General features: G+C 70.7%; 20 protein-coding genes. 4 read left to right on the forward strand and 16 right to left on the reverse strand.

What is annotated here, in order from left to right; genetic code table 11:
- Positions 1–47 precede the first annotated feature (47 nt).
- The 5 genes from ACGFIM_RS31840 to ACGFIM_RS31860 form a co-directional block, all read right to left on the reverse strand.
- On the reverse strand, positions 48–851 hold the full coding sequence (locus ACGFIM_RS31840) for a DUF4097 family beta strand repeat-containing protein (protein WP_393207884.1): 804 nt from the start codon (positions 849–851) through the stop codon (positions 48–50).
- A complete protein-coding gene (locus ACGFIM_RS31845) occupies positions 848–1,504 on the reverse strand; it encodes a response regulator (protein WP_393207887.1) in 657 nt (218 codons plus the stop codon). The genes ACGFIM_RS31840 and ACGFIM_RS31845 overlap by 4 nt, the downstream gene beginning before the upstream one ends.
- The gene (locus ACGFIM_RS31850) at positions 1,495–2,655 is read right to left on the reverse strand and encodes a histidine kinase (protein WP_393207889.1); all 1,161 of its coding nucleotides are present in this window, start codon (positions 2,653–2,655) and stop codon (positions 1,495–1,497) included. Before ACGFIM_RS31850 ends, ACGFIM_RS31845 begins: the two co-directional genes overlap by 10 nt.
- A gap of 102 nt (positions 2,656–2,757) precedes the next feature.
- On the reverse strand, positions 2,758–3,471 hold the full coding sequence (gene bioD, locus ACGFIM_RS31855; protein WP_393207892.1) for a dethiobiotin synthase: 714 nt from the start codon (positions 3,469–3,471) through the stop codon (positions 2,758–2,760).
- A gap of 35 nt (positions 3,472–3,506) precedes the next feature.
- Positions 3,507–3,818, reverse strand: a complete 312-nt coding sequence (locus ACGFIM_RS31860; RefSeq protein ID WP_393207895.1) for a hypothetical protein — start codon at positions 3,816–3,818, stop codon at positions 3,507–3,509.
- A gap of 89 nt (positions 3,819–3,907) precedes the next feature.
- Here ACGFIM_RS31860 and ACGFIM_RS31865 point away from each other — a divergent pair, with 89 nt between their 5' ends.
- Positions 3,908–4,354 carry a hypothetical protein gene (locus ACGFIM_RS31865; protein ID WP_393207898.1) on the forward strand — a complete coding sequence of 149 codons (447 nt, stop codon included), beginning with the start codon at positions 3,908–3,910 and terminating at the stop codon, positions 4,352–4,354.
- Positions 4,355–4,362: 8 nt separating this feature from the next.
- Here ACGFIM_RS31865 and ACGFIM_RS31870 read toward each other — a convergent pair whose 3' ends face one another.
- Together ACGFIM_RS31870 and ACGFIM_RS31875 are read right to left on the reverse strand one after the other, a co-directional pair.
- Entirely contained in the window at positions 4,363–6,489 is a 2,127-nt protein-coding gene (locus ACGFIM_RS31870; protein ID WP_393207901.1) for a hypothetical protein, read from the reverse strand.
- Between the two features lie 96 nt (positions 6,490–6,585).
- Positions 6,586–7,305: a GntR family transcriptional regulator gene (locus ACGFIM_RS31875; RefSeq protein ID WP_393207904.1), complete on the reverse strand. Its 720-nt coding sequence runs from the start codon at positions 7,303–7,305 to the stop codon at positions 6,586–6,588.
- Between the two features lie 537 nt (positions 7,306–7,842).
- Here ACGFIM_RS31875 and ACGFIM_RS31880 point away from each other — a divergent pair.
- Positions 7,843–9,312 (forward strand): histidine kinase N-terminal domain-containing protein, encoded by a 1,470-nt coding sequence (locus ACGFIM_RS31880; RefSeq protein ID WP_393207907.1) that lies wholly within the window; start codon positions 7,843–7,845, stop codon positions 9,310–9,312.
- A 31-nt stretch (positions 9,313–9,343) separates the two neighbouring features.
- On the opposite strand, the gene ACGFIM_RS31885 is transcribed toward ACGFIM_RS31880, so the two are convergent.
- Together ACGFIM_RS31885 and ACGFIM_RS31890 are read right to left on the reverse strand one after the other, a co-directional pair.
- On the reverse strand, positions 9,344–9,598 hold the full coding sequence (locus tag ACGFIM_RS31885; protein WP_364059431.1) for a WhiB family transcriptional regulator: 255 nt from the start codon (positions 9,596–9,598) through the stop codon (positions 9,344–9,346).
- 275 nt (positions 9,599–9,873) lie between these two features.
- A complete protein-coding gene (locus ACGFIM_RS31890) occupies positions 9,874–10,833 on the reverse strand; it encodes a diacylglycerol/lipid kinase family protein (protein WP_393207911.1) in 960 nt (319 codons plus the stop codon).
- An 89-nt stretch (positions 10,834–10,922) separates the two neighbouring features.
- Here ACGFIM_RS31890 and ACGFIM_RS31895 point away from each other — a divergent pair, with 89 nt between their 5' ends.
- The gene (locus tag ACGFIM_RS31895) at positions 10,923–11,306 is read left to right on the forward strand and encodes a hypothetical protein (protein WP_393207914.1); all 384 of its coding nucleotides are present in this window, start codon (positions 10,923–10,925) and stop codon (positions 11,304–11,306) included.
- A gap of 207 nt (positions 11,307–11,513) precedes the next feature.
- Here ACGFIM_RS31895 and ACGFIM_RS31900 read toward each other — a convergent pair whose 3' ends face one another.
- From ACGFIM_RS31900 to sodN, 3 genes are all read right to left on the reverse strand, one after another.
- Positions 11,514–12,293, reverse strand: coding sequence for an RNA polymerase sigma factor SigF (locus ACGFIM_RS31900; RefSeq protein WP_364059422.1), 780 nt, complete (start codon positions 12,291–12,293; stop codon positions 11,514–11,516).
- Between the two features lie 17 nt (positions 12,294–12,310).
- Positions 12,311–12,748 carry an anti-sigma factor gene (locus ACGFIM_RS31905; protein WP_393207917.1) on the reverse strand — a complete coding sequence of 146 codons (438 nt, stop codon included), beginning with the start codon at positions 12,746–12,748 and terminating at the stop codon, positions 12,311–12,313.
- Between the two features lie 128 nt (positions 12,749–12,876).
- Complete coding sequence (sodN, locus tag ACGFIM_RS31910; protein WP_364059416.1) at positions 12,877–13,278, reverse strand: superoxide dismutase, Ni; 402 nt, start codon at positions 13,276–13,278, stop codon at positions 12,877–12,879.
- Positions 13,279–13,295: 17 nt separating this feature from the next.
- Between sodN and ACGFIM_RS31915 the strand changes: the two genes are divergently transcribed.
- Entirely contained in the window at positions 13,296–13,694 is a 399-nt protein-coding gene (locus ACGFIM_RS31915; RefSeq protein ID WP_393207920.1) for a S24 family peptidase, read from the forward strand.
- On the opposite strand, the gene ACGFIM_RS31920 is transcribed toward ACGFIM_RS31915, so the two are convergent.
- The 4 genes from ACGFIM_RS31920 to ACGFIM_RS31935 form a co-directional block, all read right to left on the reverse strand.
- A complete protein-coding gene (locus ACGFIM_RS31920) occupies positions 13,631–14,089 on the reverse strand; it encodes a CGNR zinc finger domain-containing protein (RefSeq protein ID WP_393207924.1) in 459 nt (152 codons plus the stop codon). The two genes, ACGFIM_RS31915 and ACGFIM_RS31920, sit on opposite strands and share 64 nt — an antisense overlap.
- A gap of 71 nt (positions 14,090–14,160) precedes the next feature.
- Positions 14,161–14,904 (reverse strand): amino acid ABC transporter ATP-binding protein, encoded by a 744-nt coding sequence (locus tag ACGFIM_RS31925; protein ID WP_393207927.1) that lies wholly within the window; start codon positions 14,902–14,904, stop codon positions 14,161–14,163.
- Complete coding sequence (locus tag ACGFIM_RS31930) at positions 14,901–15,728, reverse strand: amino acid ABC transporter permease (RefSeq protein WP_393207930.1); 828 nt, start codon at positions 15,726–15,728, stop codon at positions 14,901–14,903. The genes ACGFIM_RS31925 and ACGFIM_RS31930 overlap by 4 nt, the downstream gene beginning before the upstream one ends.
- A gap of 3 nt (positions 15,729–15,731) precedes the next feature.
- Positions 15,732–16,589 (reverse strand): ABC transporter substrate-binding protein, encoded by an 858-nt coding sequence (locus tag ACGFIM_RS31935; protein ID WP_393207933.1) that lies wholly within the window; start codon positions 16,587–16,589, stop codon positions 15,732–15,734.
- Positions 16,590–16,869: the final 280 nt, after the last annotated feature.

The raw sequence follows: 16,869 nt of genomic DNA on the forward strand, positions 1-16,869 counted from the left end.
GAGTTCGACCGGCGCGTTGACCGGCCTTGGCGTGCGGCGAATCAGGACTATTGGCAGCAGACCGTGACGATGCCCTCTGCGGTCGTCGCGACGATCGTGCGCTTGGCGTCCTCCCGCTGCGGGACGTCCACCGTGGTGTTGGTGCCGGAGACCGTGACGTCGTAGGCGTGGGCGCCGTCGGTGCCCACGCGCGCCTGCGGCGGCACGTGCACGCTGACGTCACCCGAGGCACGCACGACCGCCTTGACCTGCGACGGCGTCACCGCGAACATCAGCTCCACATCGCCAGAGCCGACCTCCACATCGGCCTTCTTGCCGGTCAGCCCGTCGGCGTCCACGCTTCCCGTGCCCGAGCGCGCCCAGAGGTCGCCCGAGACCTCCCTGACGTCGACGTCCCCCGACACCGACGTCAGGCGCACGTCGCCGAACAGCCCGTGCACCGTGATGTGACCGCTGCGAGTGCTCGCCTCCAGGTCCGTCTCCGGCGGTACGAAAAGCGTGTAGTCGGCCTGGCAGAGGGGGCCCTTCGGCTGGTCGGAGCCGGGGCAGACCGCCTCGAGCGACAGCGTGCGGGAGCGCGGGTCCCAGTCCTCCGTCACCTTCGGCCGCTCGCCGTCCCAGCGCAACGCGCGCTCCACGAGCAGCTCGCCGGCCTTTCCCGGCAGCACGGACAGCGCGACCTGCCCCTTGCCCGCCTTGACGCGGACGCTGTCGCCGTCGAACGGGATCGAGCGCAGGGTGACGTCCCTCGGCGTGCGCGCGCCGGCGAACACCCGCCACAGGTTCAGCGTCGAGAGCGTCAGCGCGACGACCGTGGTCACCGTGCCCGCCACGAGCCACACCTTCCTCATGGAAGGCTCCTGATCTTGAGGAACTGCAGCACCGCGAGCACCCGCCGGTGGTCGCCCTCGTCAGGGGCCAGGCCGAGCTTGGCGAAGATGTTGCCGATGTGCTTGCCCACCGCGCCCTCGCTGAGCACCAGAGCCTGCGCGATGCCCGCGTTGGAGCGGCCCTCGGCCATCAGCTTCAGCACCTCGTGCTCGCGCGGTGTGAGCCGCTCCAGCGGGTCGCTGTTGCCGCGCAGCAGCAGCTGGGCGACCACCTCGGGGTCGAGCGCCGTGCCGCCCGCCGCCACCCTGCGCAGCGCGTCGATGAACTCCGCCACGTCCGCCACCCGGTCCTTCAGCAGGTAGCCCACGCCGCCCGTCGCGGCCGATGCGAGCAGCTGGGCGGCGTAGCGCTCCTCGACGTACTGCGAGAGCACCAGCACCGCGAGCTTCGGCTGCTGGCGGCGCAGCACCAGCGCGGCGCGCAGGCCCTCGTCGGTGTGCGTGGGCGGCATGCGCACGTCGGTGATGACCAGGTCGGGCCGGTGCTCCTCGGTCGCGCGCAGCAGGCCCTCGGCCTCGTCGACGGCCGCCACGACCTTCATGCCGGACGCGTCGAGCAGCCTGATCAGCCCTTCGCGCAGCAGCACGGAATCCTCTGCGAGCACTACTCGCACGGCAGCTCCACCTCGATCGTCGTCGGTCCGCCCAGCGGGCTGGACAGTCGCAGCGTCCCGTCAACGGAATCGACCCGCTGGGCCAGTCCGCGCAGCCCGGTGCCGCCGTCCATCCTGGCACCACCGCAGCCGTCGTCCCAGACGAGCACGTGCAGGCGGTCGCGCTCGCGCCGCACCCGCACCTCGGCCTTCGTGGCCGCGGCGTGCTTGGCGGTGTTCGTCAGCGCCTCCGACACCACGAAGAACGCCACCGCCTCGATCGTCGGCGTCGGCCGCCGGTCGATGTCGACGTGCAGTTTCACCGGGAAGGGCGCGCGGGCCGCCACGCCCGACAGCGCCGCGTCGAGACCCTGGTCGTTCAGCACCGCGGGGTGCAGGCCGCGGACGAAGTCGCGCAGCTCCTTGAGCGCCTGCTTGGCCTCCTCGTGGGCCTGCGCGATCGCCTCGCGCGCCGGATCGGGCAGGTCCGTCAGCGTCGCCCTGGCAAGACCCAGGTTCATGGCCAGCGACACCAGCCGCTGCTGCGCGCCGTCGTGCAGGTCGCGCTCGATCCTGCGGCGCTCGGCGTCGGCCGCGTCGATCACCCCGGCCCGGCTCTCGGTCAGCGTCTCGATCCGCTGGTCCAGCTCGCTGCGGCTCGGGCCGAGCAGCGTACGCGCCACCGCCAGGTCGAGCGCCGCCATGCCCCGCGCCAGCAGCGGTGCGAGCAGCGCCAGCGCCAGCCCCACGAGCATGTAGACCATCACGACCCGGTTGTCGCGCAGGTCGAAGAGGAACTCAAGCGGCGGCTTCTGGAACTTCGCGGGCAGGAACGCGAGCAGCCCCACCACCGAGCCGCCCCACGCCGCCGCCACCAGACCCGCGGCGATCACGCTCACCCACGGGGAGAGCAGGTGGTAGCCGATCTGCCGCCACGTCGCGGGCGCGCGCAGCCGCGCAGGAGAGCGTACGGCCGCGATGCGGGCGCCGAGGAACGCCTCGAACCGCGATCGCTGCACCCCCGTGAACCTCGGGACCACCCGCGCCAGCAGCGGCGGCACCACGGCCAGGGCCAGCGTGAGCATGCCGAGCAGCAAGGAGACGGGCACACCGACCGTGACATGCGCCGTGTCCAGCCAGGCACGCGCCGACCAGGGACGGGGGACTTTCATGACTCAACGGTATTGAGCGGCGGTGGTGAAGCGAAATGGGCCTGGTGTGCCGGTGAAAGGTGGGGAAAACCCCACCCCCCGCCCGCCTCGCCGCCCCCGGCGTCAGGTGGTCTGGCGGAAGGCGGACGGATCGAACGTGCCGCCCAGCGTCGGGCTCAGCCCGCGCCGCGCGACCTCGCGGAACGCCTCAGGGCCCGGCAGGTCGCCGGCGCCGTCGGGCAGCACCCCTGCGAGGGGCCGGGCCGCCAGCATCTCCAGGTCGGCCACGGCGGCGCGCTCCGCCTTCCCCGGCTCGGCCGGCCAGCGGCCGATGACGACCCCCGCGAGGTCGAGCCCCCGGTGGGCCAGCGCCTCCAGGGTGAGCGCCGTCTGGTTGACCGTGCCGGCGCCCGCTCCCGCCACGACGAGCACCTGCGCGCGCAGCGTACGCGCGAGGTCGGCGATGGTCGCGCCGTCCTCGTCGTAGCGGTCGAGCAGCCCGCCCGTGCCCTCCACGAGCACATGCCGGTTGCTCTCCGCCAGCTCGCGCGCCAGCCTGGCCGCCGAGGCCATCGACACGGGCGGCATCTCGCAGGCGCGGGCGGCCGCCGCCGGCGGCAGCGCGTCGGGGAAGCGGCTCAGCTCGAACGTCGTCCGCACCCCGGACAGCCGCATCACGCGATCGACGTCGCCGTCGTCGAGCGGGGCCGCCCCGGTCTGCGCGGGCTTCACCACGGCGACGTCGGCCCCGCGATCCACCGCCAGCGCGGCCACCGCGGCCGCCACCACGGTCTTCCCCACACCGGCTCCGGTGCCCGAGACGACGAGAACGCTCATGCGCCCAAGCGTAGAAGATCGGCGCCAGGGGAGGATCAGCCGTAGCGCAGCGCCTCCTCGCGGGCGACGGCCGGAGGCACCTTGCTCGGCGTGCGCCGCAGCTCCTCCTCCAGCTCCTCGACCACCTGGCGGGCCCGCCTGCGCAGCTCCTGCCGCTGCCTGCTCAGCTCCTCGCCGAACCGCCGCGCGGCCGGCCCCACCCACACCCTGGTGTTCGCGAACCGCTGGACGGGCTCGTCCAGCGCGGCCTCGAGCTGGGCCGCGCGGACCCGCACGTTCCGCAGGGCATGCTGCAGCGCCTGGTGACGGGGACTGTCGACGAGCTCTTCCGCGGAGGCGTGTGTCATCGGCGATACCTGTCCGGGAGATGCCCGAACGGAACGGGCTGAGTGAGGGAACATGAGAGCTGCGACGGTGTGAGGTGGAGGCGGTTCCGGTGACTGGTGCGCGGCTGTGCCTGGCGGCGATGACGGCGTTCACCCTGGTCGCGGGGTGCGGGGGCGGCGGCGATCCGGGGCCGAGCGCGGCGCAGGCGGGCGAGACGCTCAAGACCCACATCACCCAGCTCATGACCAAGGCTGACCTGCGGGACTTCGATGTGACCGACCCGGGGGGCAAGGACGTTCCGTGCGGCGACGAGGGGACAAAGCGCACCTACGGCGTCAAGTCCACCTTCCGCATGGACCAAGAGGTGCTCATCGCGGAGCTGGTGGGGACTCTCAAGGACGTGTGGGGCTACAAGGTCGACCATGTCGTCGTCCCCTACCAGGGGAAGACCGTGCTCAAGCTGGCCTCGGCCCGCACCACGGTGACTCTCGATCTGCCGGAGACGGACGTGCTGACGGTCACCGGCGAGACCGACTGCGTGGCCGACGGAACCTGAAAGGCGTGTCATTGGTCCCGCCCCGTCAGCATGGATGTGAGGCGCTTGTCGGAGGCTGCGAGCAACGCTTGGGCCACGTCCTGCTGCGCTGAGAACTTGCTGGCCGCGCTCGCTGCAAGCCTTCCGAAGGAGCGGCGGTCGGCGCGGTCGTCGGTGCTGCCGTTGGACTTCAGCCATTCCAGGAAGGCGGTCATCGCCTTGGGGTCCTTGGCGATCTCCGCGTACGGCCTGAGCCGCCCGTCGTCCCCGACGATCAGCGGGTCGGTCGGCGCGCGGAACCTCACGGGCGGCTTCGCGCCGGTGTACCCGCCGTCCATCAGCGCCGCCGCCATGTCGTGCAGGGCGGCCATGGTCTTGGTCAGCTCCTTGTCGTTGACGTCGGGCAGGCGGGCGTCGGGTTCGAGCACGGCGCCGAGGCCGTCCTTGACCGCCCAGCTGAACACCGTCCACCCGGCCGCGGCGGCCGCGGCGGGCAGGCCGAACGTGGGGGTGGACAGCAGCGCGATGTCCGCGCCCTTGTCGAGGGCGAGCTCGAACGTCTCGTAGCCGCGCCTGGCCTCGGCGTCGGCCGTCCCGCGCACGACCTTCATCGCCGCGAACTGCATCCCCGAGACCGCGCCGAGCCGGGAGAACAGATGCTCCACCGCGGTCACCGGCTGCGAGCCGTCCGCCGGCGGGTGGGCGATGCGGTGCTTGTCGATGTCCAGGCTCAGGGTGAAGAGGCGCTGGGCGAGGCCCGCCATGCCCCGGTCGAAGGGCTCCATGTTCTCGTCGGTGTCGGCGAAGAGCTGCAGGTAGCGGTAGCCGTCCCGCAGGGACAGGCGGAAGGCGGGCTTGGTGCCGGGCAGCTCGTCGTCGAAGGTGCCGAATCTGCCGGCTCCGCTGGAGCCGGGGTCGAGGGTATCGGCGCCGGCGGCGAACTCGGTCGCGTACGAGCCGCCGATCTCCGCCAGGTGCCGCTTCATGACGTCGTGCATGGAGAGCTCAGGCGCGGTCGTGATGACGTGGAAGGCGAACCTCGCGGCGTCCTGGCTGTGCGCGCCGTCCTTCTCGTCGTACACGCCGGAGGCCGCCGCGAGCATGCTGCCGAAGGCGTCGCTGGTGCGCCGGTCGCCGGCCACGTACGCGTTCATGACCGACAGCACACCCCCGAGCGTGGGCCGGGGGATGCCGGACGGCACCGGCAGCGTGGAGGGCGGCTGGGAGGTCCAGTCGCCGCCCGCGCCACCGACGGCCGCGCGCGCCGCCGCCGGGTTGCCGGCCAGCGCCCGCAGGAACCTGGACGTGGTGCCGAGGCTGATCTCCGTCTGCCGCAGCGTACGGCTGAGCATGGGCAGCACGACGTTGGCCCGCGCCACGCTCGCCAGCCAGCCGGTCGGGAAGTGCCCGGTGCTGACCAGCCACGACAGCCCGTCCCTGTGCGCTTCGTCGCCGCGCCGCGCCAGGTCGTCCATCACCTTGCCGAACGCGGGCACGCGGCGGCGCGCCGCGGTGGCGGCGGCGAACGCTGCGGACAGGCCGGCCAGCGCCGCCTCTTTGCCGGTGTGCCGATCGTCGACGGGGACGGTGGGGGAGTCGTCGTAAAGCAGCCGGACGTCCTCGGGCAGGCGCACGGTCGCGCGGGCGCCCAGCCCGGCGAAGAAGGCCGCGGCGAAGTCGGCGTCGCCCTTGCGCGCCAGGAGCCGGCTCAGCAGGGCCGCCCGCTCCTCGCGGAGCCCCTTCGTGTCCACCTTGCCGGCGCTGCGCGCCAGGTTGTCGCGGTAGAGTGCGGCGAGCGCGGCCCCCTCCTCGCGGGACTCTCCGGGGGAGGCGTACGGCACCTGGCCCTCGTCGTACGTGATCAGCCCACGCGCCGTGACGAGCGGCCCCCAGCCGGGCACCTTCCTGCGGATCACCTCAAGGCGTGTGCGCAGCCGCGGAAGCTGCTCGCCGGTCCAGTCCTCGACGGCCTTGACGGGGGTCAGCGCGGACGCGCTCACGCGGGCCCGCTCCAGCTCGTCGCGGAGGGCCCTGGAGTGCTCGCCGATCAGCGCGTGGGCGCGGCTCATGGCGGCGACGAAGCCGTCCATGAGCGCCGGGTCGATGCCCGAGACGCCAGGGTCGAGCGGCCCCGTGCCGGAAGGTGTCGGCGACATCGTGTCGCTCCCTGCTGTCACACCGGTGGCGGTACGGCCAAGTGCCCTCACTGTCCCACAAAGGCGCCCCGGTCAAGGGCTGTTGTGCCGAGAGGGTCAGGGGCGGCGCAGGCGGGTGACGAACTTGTACCGGTCGCCGCGGTAGAGCGACTGCGCCCACTCCACGGGGTTGCCGTCGGCGTCGAAGGCGTGGCGGGTGAGCAGGAGCATGGGCAGGCCCACGTCCACGCCGAGCGCCTTGGCGTCGTACGGGGTGGCGAGGACGGTCTCGATGATCTCCTCGGCGTCCGTCAGCCGCACGTTGTAGGCGTTGTGCAGGGTCTCGTACAGGGAGGAGTGCGCCTCGAGCTCGCGCCGCAGGCGGGGGAAGCGGCGCGCGGACAGGTGGGTGGTGTCGATGGAGACGGGCTCGCCGTTGGCCAGGCGCAGGCGGTGGATGCGCAGCACGCGGCCGCCGGGGTTGATGGCGAGCCGGCGGGCGAGCGTCTCGTCGGCGGTGATGTAGCCCATTTCGAGGATCTTGGTGTCGGGCTCGAGGCCGGCGGTGCGCAGGTCGCCGATGTACGAGGTGAGCTGGAGCACCTGGGCGACCTTGGGCTGCGCCACGAACGTGCCCTTGCCCTGGATGCGCAGCAGCCGCCCCTCGACGACCAGCTCGGTGAGCGCCTGCCTGACGGTGGTACGCGAGGTCTCGAACCGGACGGCGAGCGTGCGCTCGGGGGGCAGCGCGGTGCCCGGGGGAAGGGTCTTGGTGAGTTCGAGCAGGGCCCGTTTCACGTCGTAGTACTTCGGTACCCGGGGGCTGTCGTCGCTCACGCTCTCACCTTCACTTCTGCCACGGCGGTGAGGGCGTGTCTGGTCACCGCGAGATCATCGGAACTCACTTCGGCCCGAGTGGTCAACCACGGGCCGCGGCGGCCGACCGGCGCCGGGCGCGTGCGGGTGTGGGCACGCGCGGATCCGGGCAGCTCAGGTTGATGGAGAAGGATATCCACAGCACCGTGCGCGATCGCAACCGAGGCGGCTCCGCGCGCCGTGTCGCAGGGGGGCCGGGAGAACCTCGCGCTCGTGGGGATCACCTCCGGCTGATCGCGTACCGGCGCGTTCTCGTGGGCTCGCGGCTTCGGCGGTATGACGCTTCTCACAATATGAGATTTCGTGATGAGTCCAGCGAAGTGGACGGTGTCGTGTCTGTCGTCACTGTACGAGCGAGCAGCCGCGCCACCGCTCCGCACGCCGGCCGTGGCGGACGAAAGGGCGTACCGCGCCCACCCGTCACCCCTGTAGTGAAACATGCCCGCCCGCCCGGGGGTCGGTTTGGTTGTTGCGGCCGAAAGCACGCATGATGCACTCGTGCCGACTCTCAGCGACCTCGTAGCCCGCCACACCGCTCTCGACGAAGCGGACCTCGACTGGCTGCACTCGCTGGTCTCCGACTGGCAGCTGCTGGCCGACCTGTCGTTCGCCGATCTCGTCCTGTGGGCGCCGCTGCTGGGGGAGAACGGCTGGATCGCCATCGCCCAGATGCGCCCGACCACGGGTCCCACGGTCTATCACGACGACATCGTGGGCACGGTCGCGGCGAAAGGCGAGCGCCGGCTCATCGACACGGCGTGGAACGAGCGGCGCATCTGCCGCGAGGGCGACCCCGACTGGTCCACGGGCGTGCCGGTCAGGGAGGAGACCATCCCCGTGCGCCGGGCGGTCGAGGGCGGCGAGGGCCGCTTCCTCGCGGTCATCCAGCGCTCGACGAACCTCTCCTCGGCCCGCACCCCGTCGCGCCTGGAGCTGACCTACCTGCAGAGCGCGTCCGATCTCGCGCAGATGGTGGCCGAGGGACGCTTTCCGTTCTCGGAGGACGAGCCGATCCTGGTCCGCTCGCCGCGCGTGGGCGACGGCCTGCTCAGGCTCGACAGGGCGGGGCGCGTCACGTACGCATCGCCCAACGCGCTGTCGGCCTACCGCAGGCTCGGCCTGCACGCCGACCTGGTGGGCGCCGAGCTCGGCAGGGTCACGGCCCAGCTGTGCTACTCCGACGAGCCGATCAACGAAGACCTCATGGTCGTGGCCAGCGGCAAGGCGGCCAAGGAGACGGAGGTCGAGTCGGGCGGCACGATCGTCCAGCTCCGCGCGATCCCGCTGATCGTCGGCGGCGGCCGCATCGGCGCGCTCGTCCTCATCAGGGACGTCACCGAGCTGCGCAGGCGCGAGCGCGAACTGATGACGAAGGACGCCACCATCCGCGAGATCCACCACCGGGTCAAGAACAACCTGCAGACCGTGGCCGCGCTGCTGCGGTTGCAGGCCAGGCGGCTGCAGGTGCCCGAGGGGCGCGAGGCGCTCGAAGAGGCCGTGCGCCGGGTCGGGTCGATCGCGATCGTTCACGAGACGCTGTCGCACGCCCCCGAGGAGTTCGTCGACTTCGACGAGATCGCCGACCGGGTGATCGCCATGGCGGGGGAGGTCTCGTCTCCCGAGGTGGCGGTCACGCCGCGCCGGGTGGGGGAGTTCGGCGTGCTGCCGTCGCTGATCGCCACCCCGCTGGCGATGGCGCTGACCGAGCTGTTGCAGAACGCGATGCAGCATGGGCGGCCCAAGCGGCTGGAGGTGATGGTCGAGTCCGCGGACGAGCGGCTGAACGTGACCGTCTGGGACGACGGCCGCGGGCTGCCCGACGGCTTCGATCTCGACAGCTCCACCAGCCTGGGGCTGCAGATCGTGCGCACGCTGGTGGAAGGGGAGCTGTCGGGGCGACTCGCCATCGAGCCGCGCCTTGAAGGCGGTACGAAGGTCGTGCTGTCGATCCCTCTTCCGCCCTGCTGACAGCGTCGTCGTAGGTGGGGAAGCCGAGCGGTCAGGCGGTGGCGCGGGCGCGGGCGCGGGCGGTGCGGCGCTTGAGCGCGCGGCGCTCGTCCTCGCTCATGCCGCCCCAGACGCCGGCGTCCTGGCCGGACTCCAGGGCCCACTTCAGGCAGGCGTCGATCGCCGAACAGGAACGGCAGACCTGCTTGGCCTCCTCGATCTGCAAGAGTGCCGGGCCGGTGTTGCCGATCGGGAAGAACAGCTCGGGGTCCACGTCACGGCAGGCAGCTCGGTGGCGCCAGTCCATGCGTCCACTCCTTAGTAGATGGAGCCTTCGGTCGGGCTCCGTGCGGCCACTACTTTGTGAAGAGTTTCACTAACTCGTGCGAACAATGACCCGGATCCTGTGGGGAGTCGGGCTTGTCCGGCGTCCGCCGGAGGACCCTAGGGGTTGTTAAAGGTCCTACGTTCGGACGTCATGCTTGAGCCTGTCAGCCACGCAGAGTGCACGCAAGGGGGTTGCAGGTAACTTTTGGCGGTTATGGATGTCGGATGCGTCACACAATGACCGAATGTAACCAGCTAGACCAGAACTTGTAACGCGTTCGGTGTAGATCGGAACGTTACGGTCTCGCGTTCGCCCAGGTAGTCACCGTCCAGCTGAAAGGCCACGGGACGGTCCGCGGTGATCGTGAACTCGGCCTCGTCGTGGAGCTGGACGAGGTGCCGGCCCGAGGGCAGGGCCTCACTCTCCGTGAGGATGTGCCGGATGAGGGGCGCGAGCGTCAGCGGGCCCATCTTGCGCAGGCCCAGGAGGTCGAGCCCGGTCTCGAAGCTCGCCCACGGGGTGGGGCGCACCGGGTGGCTGCCGACGTACGTCCACGGCGAGGTGTTGGAGATGATCGCCAGGAACACCCCTTCGGCCGCCGGGATGCCGGGACCGGTCACGGTCATCGCAGGATGCCGCTTGTCCGTGGCCAGATAGTGCCTCAGAGCCGTGTTCACATACCGTGCGGGGGTCGCCTTACGGCCGGTGCCTCTCAGGCCCTCTACGGCCCGTACAACCTCGGCGTCGTACCCCATGCCGGAGCAGAAGGTGAAGTAGCGGCTCTGGCCCTCCCACAGGGCCTGACCCAGGCCGACGGTCCTGCGCCGGCCCCGGCTGAGCGCCTCGAGCACCTGGCCCGTCGCCTCCACCGGGTCGTTGGGCAGGCCGAGCGCGCGGGCGAAGACGTTGGCGCTGCCGCCGGGGATGACGATCAGGCCCGGCCGTCCCGCGCTGGGGTCGCTGGCCGGCGCCTCGCCGTTGACCGGGTTGAGCAGGCCGTTGACGGTCTCGTTGACCGTGCCGTCGCCGCCCAGCACCGCCACCAGGTCGTAACCTTTGGCGCGGGCGGTGGCCGCCAGCGACGCCGCGTGGCCCCGGTAGAGGGTCTCCTCGACGGCGAGGTCCACGGCCGCCCCGAGCGCGCGGATGAGCACGTCGCGCGTGCGGGCGTTCGTCGTGGTGGCCTTGGGGTTGACCAGCAGCATGGCGCGCATGGCGCCAGCGTATCCGGTGTGCTTGTCCGGCTTATCGGCCGAAAGTCCCATTTCCAGGGGCGGCCGCCCCTGGAGGTAGGGTACGGACCGTGAACGGTCGCCCGCTTACCCTGCTCATCGCCGCCGCGATCGTCGCCGTCGAGGGCCTGATCGCGCTCGGGCTCGGCGTCTTCGTCGCGATCGAGACCCTGACCGGCCGGCCCGACGACATGACCACCGCCCTGGCGGAGGCGGCGTTCGGGCTCCTGGTCGGCGCCGGCCTGCTCTGGGTCGCCCTGGGTGGGCTGTTCAGGATGGAGAAGTGGGGAAGGTCGCCGGGGGTGCTGACCCAGATCTTCATGCTGCCGGTCTCCGTCACGCTGCTGCAGTCGGGCCAGGCGCAGCTCGGGATCCCGCTGCTCGTGGTGGCCGTCGCCGGGATCGTGACGCTGCTGGCTCCTCCCACCACCCACGCGCTCTACGGCGACGGATAGGCGCGCGGCCGCGCTCGTCTCCGGTGACGGACGGCCGCGCCGCGCACCCGCGCGTACCCGGACACGCGCCGGTTCACGGCGGCGGATCAGCGCGTGCCAGGCGGACGAGCGTGCGTGCCCGGACGGATGACGTGCGTCCCGGCCGCCGGCAGGTGTGTTTTCCGCACGTCGCGCCCTTTCGCGGTGCGGGTGCGGAAAACCCGGGTGTCAGTCTTCGGCCGTCAGACCCTCGCGGAGCTGGGCCAGGGTGCGGGCCAGCAGGCGAGAGACGTGCATCTGTGAGATGCCCAGCTCGGTGGCGATCTGCGACTGCGTCATGTTGCCGAAGAAACGCAGCAGCAGGATGCGCTTCTCGCGCGGCGGAAGCCGTTCGAGCAGCGGCTTGAGCGATTCGCGGTACTCGACGCCCTCAAGCGACTCGTCCACGATGCCCAGCGAGTCGGAGACCGCGGGCGCGTCGTCGTCGCCGGAGTCGGGCGCGTCGAGCGAGACCGTGGAGTAGGCGTTGGCGGACTCGAGCCCTTCGAGCACCTCCTCCTCGGTCATCTTGAGGTAGGAGGCGAGCTCTGCCACCGTCGGGGCGCGCCCCTCGCGCTGCGACAGGTCGCTGATCGCCTTCGTCAGCGAGAGCTTCAGCTCCTGAAGCCTGCGCGGTACGCGAACCGCCCAGCCCTTGTCACGGAAGTGCCGCTTGATCTCGCCGACGATGGTGGGCGTGGCGTAGGTGGAGAACTCCACGCCGCGGTTGAGGTCGAACCGGTCGATGGACTTGATCAGACCGATGGTCGCGACCTGGGTGAGGTCGTCGAGCCACTCGCCCCGATTGCGGAAACGGCGCGCCAGGTATTCGACCAGGGGAAGGTGAAGCTCGACCAGCTCATCCCTGATGCGCTGGCGGCGCGGCTCGTCGGGGCCCAGCTCGGCCAGCTCGGCGAAGAGCATGCGAGCACGCACCCGGTCGGGCACGGCGTGTTCGCTGGTGGCCATGGCTCCAGTCCTTTCCGTCACGCCGGCCCCGCCGCACTCTGGGTCGCGCCTCGGCGCTTTCGCAGGACGATCGCCATGCGATCGGGGGAGTCGGTCACCGCGTCGACGTCGTCGGCCAGGGCGGTCAGGACCATCCAGGCGAAGTCATCGCGTTTGGGCGCGGAGCTGCCGACCGTGGTCACCTCCACTCTGACCTGCATCTCCTGCCCCGTGAGCTCGAACTCGGCGGTGAGGTCCGTGCCGGGCACCGCCTCGCTCAGCAGCATCGCGCAGGCCTCGTCGACGGCGATGCGAAGGTCCTCGATCTCGTCCAGGGTGAAGTCAAGCCGCGCAGCCAGGCCGGCGGTAGCCGTACGCAGCACAGACAGGTAGGCACTCGCCGCGGGGAGCCTGATGCTCACCACATCGCGGATGCCGGCCACGCCCTCCGCGCGCGTCTCGGTTTCCTCGGTCACGTTCCTCCTCGCGAATCCGACGCTGACTGCAACTTACCGCCCCTGAGCGGTGCTTGGACGATTCAGACTCGCCATCAACGGAAAAGGCTCTGTGCGGTACGTAACCGCACAGAGCCTTATGTGCCGTTTTAGGCGGCCTTGGTCTCCCAGAAGATCTTGGAGATCTCGTCGATCTTGCCCAGCAGCTCCTCGGCCTTCGACACGTCGACCGTGCCCTTGGCGCCGGCCGCACCGGCCAGCTTCGTGGCGTCCCAGAAGAGCTGGTGCAGCTGCGGGTACTGCTCCAGGTGCGGCGGCTTGAAGTAGTCGGTCCAGAGCACCCAGAGGTGGTGCTTGACCAGCTCGGCGCGCTCCTCCTTGATCTTGATGGCGCGGGCGCGGAAGACCGGGTCCTCGTTGGCCGCGTACTTCTCCATGATCGCCTTGACCGACTCGGCCTCGATGCGGGCCTGGGCGGGGTCATAGACACCGCAGGGCAGGTCGCAGTGTGCGGATGCGACATGCCTCGGTCGTAGCAGTCGTGCGAGCATCAGAAAGTCCTTCCTGGATGCTGAATCAGCTTGGTCCACAACCGACCTTACTCGGGTCCCGACGCCTGCGGAGTAGGGGGTCACAGCCGATGAGAGTGCGTGTCGAAGGGGATTCGATGCGACCGGCGCTGCTACCAGGCGACTGGCTGCTCGTACGCCGGGGCGCCGCCGTGCGGCCCGGCGACCTCGTCGTGGCGCGCATGCCCGGCGACGGCCGCCTGATCGTCAAGCGCGCCCAGTGGCGCTCCGACGAGGGCTGGTGGCTGGAGAGCGACAACCAGCGGGCCAGCGGGCGCCGCGACAGCTGGGACTTCGGGCCGGTGCGCGACATCGTGGGCCGGGTCGTGCTGCGCTACTGGCCGCTGACGCGCGGGCCGCTCGTCGGCAGGAGCCCCTCGCGGCGGCGGGCGCGGTAGGCGGCCACGTTGGCGCGGCTGGCGCAGCGGGCCGAGCAGTAGCGGCGCGAGCGGTTGGACGAGGTGTCGAGGAACGCGCGGCCGCAGCGCGCGTCCTGGCAGCGCCCAAGGCGGTCCACGCCCAGCTCCGCCACCACCGCGGCCAGGCCCATCGCCGCCGTCGCCGCGGGGTCCTCGGCCAGGTGCAGGTGCCAGCCCGAGCCGTCGTGGTCGGTGAGCTGCGGGCGTACGGGATAGCGCTCGAGCAGGGCGTTGAGCCGCGCGGCCACCGCGCGCTCGTCGCCGGCGGCGTCGAACACGGCGGCCAGCTCGTCGCGCAGCCGCAGCAGCCCGGCCGGCGGCGAGGGGTCGTTGACCAGCCGGACCGCCCACTCCGCGTAAGAGGTCAGGTCCATGCCGGTGTATTACACCAGAAGGGCGGGGACGCCGCTCGCGTCCCCGCCCTCCGGTTCGAACGGAGATCCCGTCAGTCCTCCGGGTGCAGCACGCGGTGCAGGAACGTCCGCGTGCGCTCGTGCTGCGGATCGCCGATCACCTGGGACGAGGGGCCGTCCTCGACGATCACGCCGCCGTCCATGAACACCACCCGGTCGGCCACCTGGCGGGCGAAGCCCATCTCGTGGGTGACCACCATCATCGTCATGCCCTCCTCCGCCAGCTTGCGCATGACGGTGAGCACGTCGCCGACCAGCTCGGGGTCGAGCGCCGACGTCGGCTCGTCGAAGAGCATGAGGTCGGGGTTCATGGCCAGGGCCCTGGCGATGGCCACCCGCTGCTGCTGGCCGCCGGAGAGCTGGCCGGGCAGCGCGTCGCACTTGGCGCCGACGCCCACCTTCTCCAGGTTCTCCCTGGCGATGACCTCGGCCTCCTTCTTGCTCCGCTTCAGCACCCGCCGCTGGGCGATCATGACGTTCTCCAGCGCGGTCATGTGCGGGAACAGGTTGAACTGCTGGAAGACCATGCCGATGCGGCGGCGTACGGCGTCGATGTCCACGTCGGGGTCGGTCACCTCGACGCCCTCGACGAACACCTTGCCCCGGGTGGGCGTCTCCAGCAGGTTCACGCAGCGCAGCAGCGTGGACTTGCCGGAGCCCGACGGCCCGATCACGCAGACCACCTGGCCGGGATCGACGGTCATGTCGATGCCCTTGAGCACCTCGTTGTCGCCGAAGCACTTGTGCAGGTCGCGCAATTCGATGGCGTGCGTCATCGAGTCCCTCCCTTGCGTCCCTCGAGCCGGGACGCGAGGGAGCCCAGCGGGATGGTGACGATCAGGTACGTCAGGCCCGCGACCATGATGGGCGTCGCGTTCGAGTACTGGGATGCCAGGTCGTTGCCGAACTTGGCGAGCTCGACGTAGTCGCTGGACACGCCGAGGAACAGCACCAGCGACGAGTCCTTCAGCAGCGCCACGAACTGGTTGGTGGTGGGCGGGATGACCATGCGGACGGCCTGCGGGATCACCACCGTGACCTGGGCGCGGAAGGCCGACATGCCGAGCGACCGCGCGGCCTCGACCTGTCCCTTGGGCACGGCCTGCAGGCCCGCGCGGAAGACCTCGGCCTGGTAGGCCGCGCCGATCACGCCGAGGCCGAGCGCGACCTGGCCGTACGTGCCGAACGGCACCTCGAACCCGGGCAGCGCTAGCGGCAGGAACGTGATCAGAATGAAGATCAGCAGGGCCGGCAGGCCACGGAAGATCTCGATGTAGACGATCGCGATCCACCGGTACGGGCCCACCGACGACAGCCTCATGAGCGCGAGCACCAGGCCGGCCACGAAGGCCAGGACGAACCCGCTGACCGTGTAGATGATCGTGTTCCGCAGCGCGACGGTGAACAGGTCGGGCAGCGCCTCGCGCGCCACGTCGCCCTTGGCGAAGTTCTGGGCGAGGCTGCCCCAGTCGGCGTACAGGATGAGGCCGATCAGCAGGACGACCAGGACGGCGTACTGGATGCCCCGGCTGATCTGCTGCTTCTTGCGGGGGCTGAGCCTGGCGCGGGCAGGCTCAGCCGTCGTGGGCTGTTCGGCCATGGATCAGCCCAGCTCGCCAGGCTTCTTGCCGAACCACTTCACGTAGATCTTCTCGTAGGTGCCGTCCTGCTTGGCCTTGGCGATCTCCTCGTTGATCGTCTTGAGCAGCACCGGGTCGGCGTTCTTCTTCAGGCCGATGCCGTACTGCTCGCCGGTGTCGAGACTGGCGATCATCTCGAACTTCTCCGCGACGTCGGGCTTCTTCAGCCAGGTGAGCACGACGGGCAGGTCCTGGACGATCACGTCGGCCTGCCCGGCCTGCAGCGCGAGCAGCTCCTTGGCGGAGTCGGCGTACTCGGTCGGGTCGAAGCCCTGCTTCTTGACGTAGTCGAGGCCGGTGGTGCTGGCCTGGGCGCCGAGCTTGAGCCCCTTGGCCTTGACGTCCTCGAGGGACGTGGCCCCGGTGCCCTTCTTGGCCAGCAGGGCCTGCGTGGCGTCGAAGTAGGGGTCGGAGAAGTCGATGTTCTGCTGCCGCTCGGGCGTGATGGTCATGCCGGCGGCGGCGACGTCGCACTTGCCGGCGGCCATGGCGGCGCCGCTCTTGATCACCGCGAAGTCGATGTCGACGATGTCCTGCTCGACACCGAGCTTCTTGGCGACCAGGTCGACGATGTCCACGTCGAACCCGACGATCTTGCCGCTGTCGTCCTTGAACTGGAACGGCTCGTACGGGATGTTCGTGCAGACGGTGAGCTTGCCTGGCTGCACCAGCTTGACGCCGGCGGCCGCGCCGGAGGCGCTCGCGCTGGTGGTGCCGGAGCTCGAGCCGCTCTCACCGCCGCACGCGGTCAGCGTGAGAGCGGCGGTCAGGGCGAGCACGCCGGCGGCGTAGCCGCGGCGGCCCTTCGGGCTGAGGGCCATGTACGGCCTCCTCGGGAAGTCAAGTGCCATGAAGTGCGTTTTGTGCAGTTTAAATGGGGTTTTGTCCGTAACTGCCATCGGGCGTTTAACGATGCGTCAACGGAACGGCGTCGGCGGTGACACCGGCCGCCCCGGATCACCGGCGGGCGTGGGGAATCGGCACGTGACCGGCCGCCGGCCCGCCGCGGCACCGCGGAAACGACATCGATCACCATCTCACGATGTGGCAGTATGGGGACACGGGTGACCCCCGAACCCCCTCAACGAGACGTTCGGCGAG

The organism is Nonomuraea sp. NPDC049309 (assembly GCF_043196965.1).
Taxonomy (GTDB): Bacteria; Actinomycetota; Actinomycetes; order Streptosporangiales; family Streptosporangiaceae; genus Nonomuraea; species Nonomuraea fastidiosa.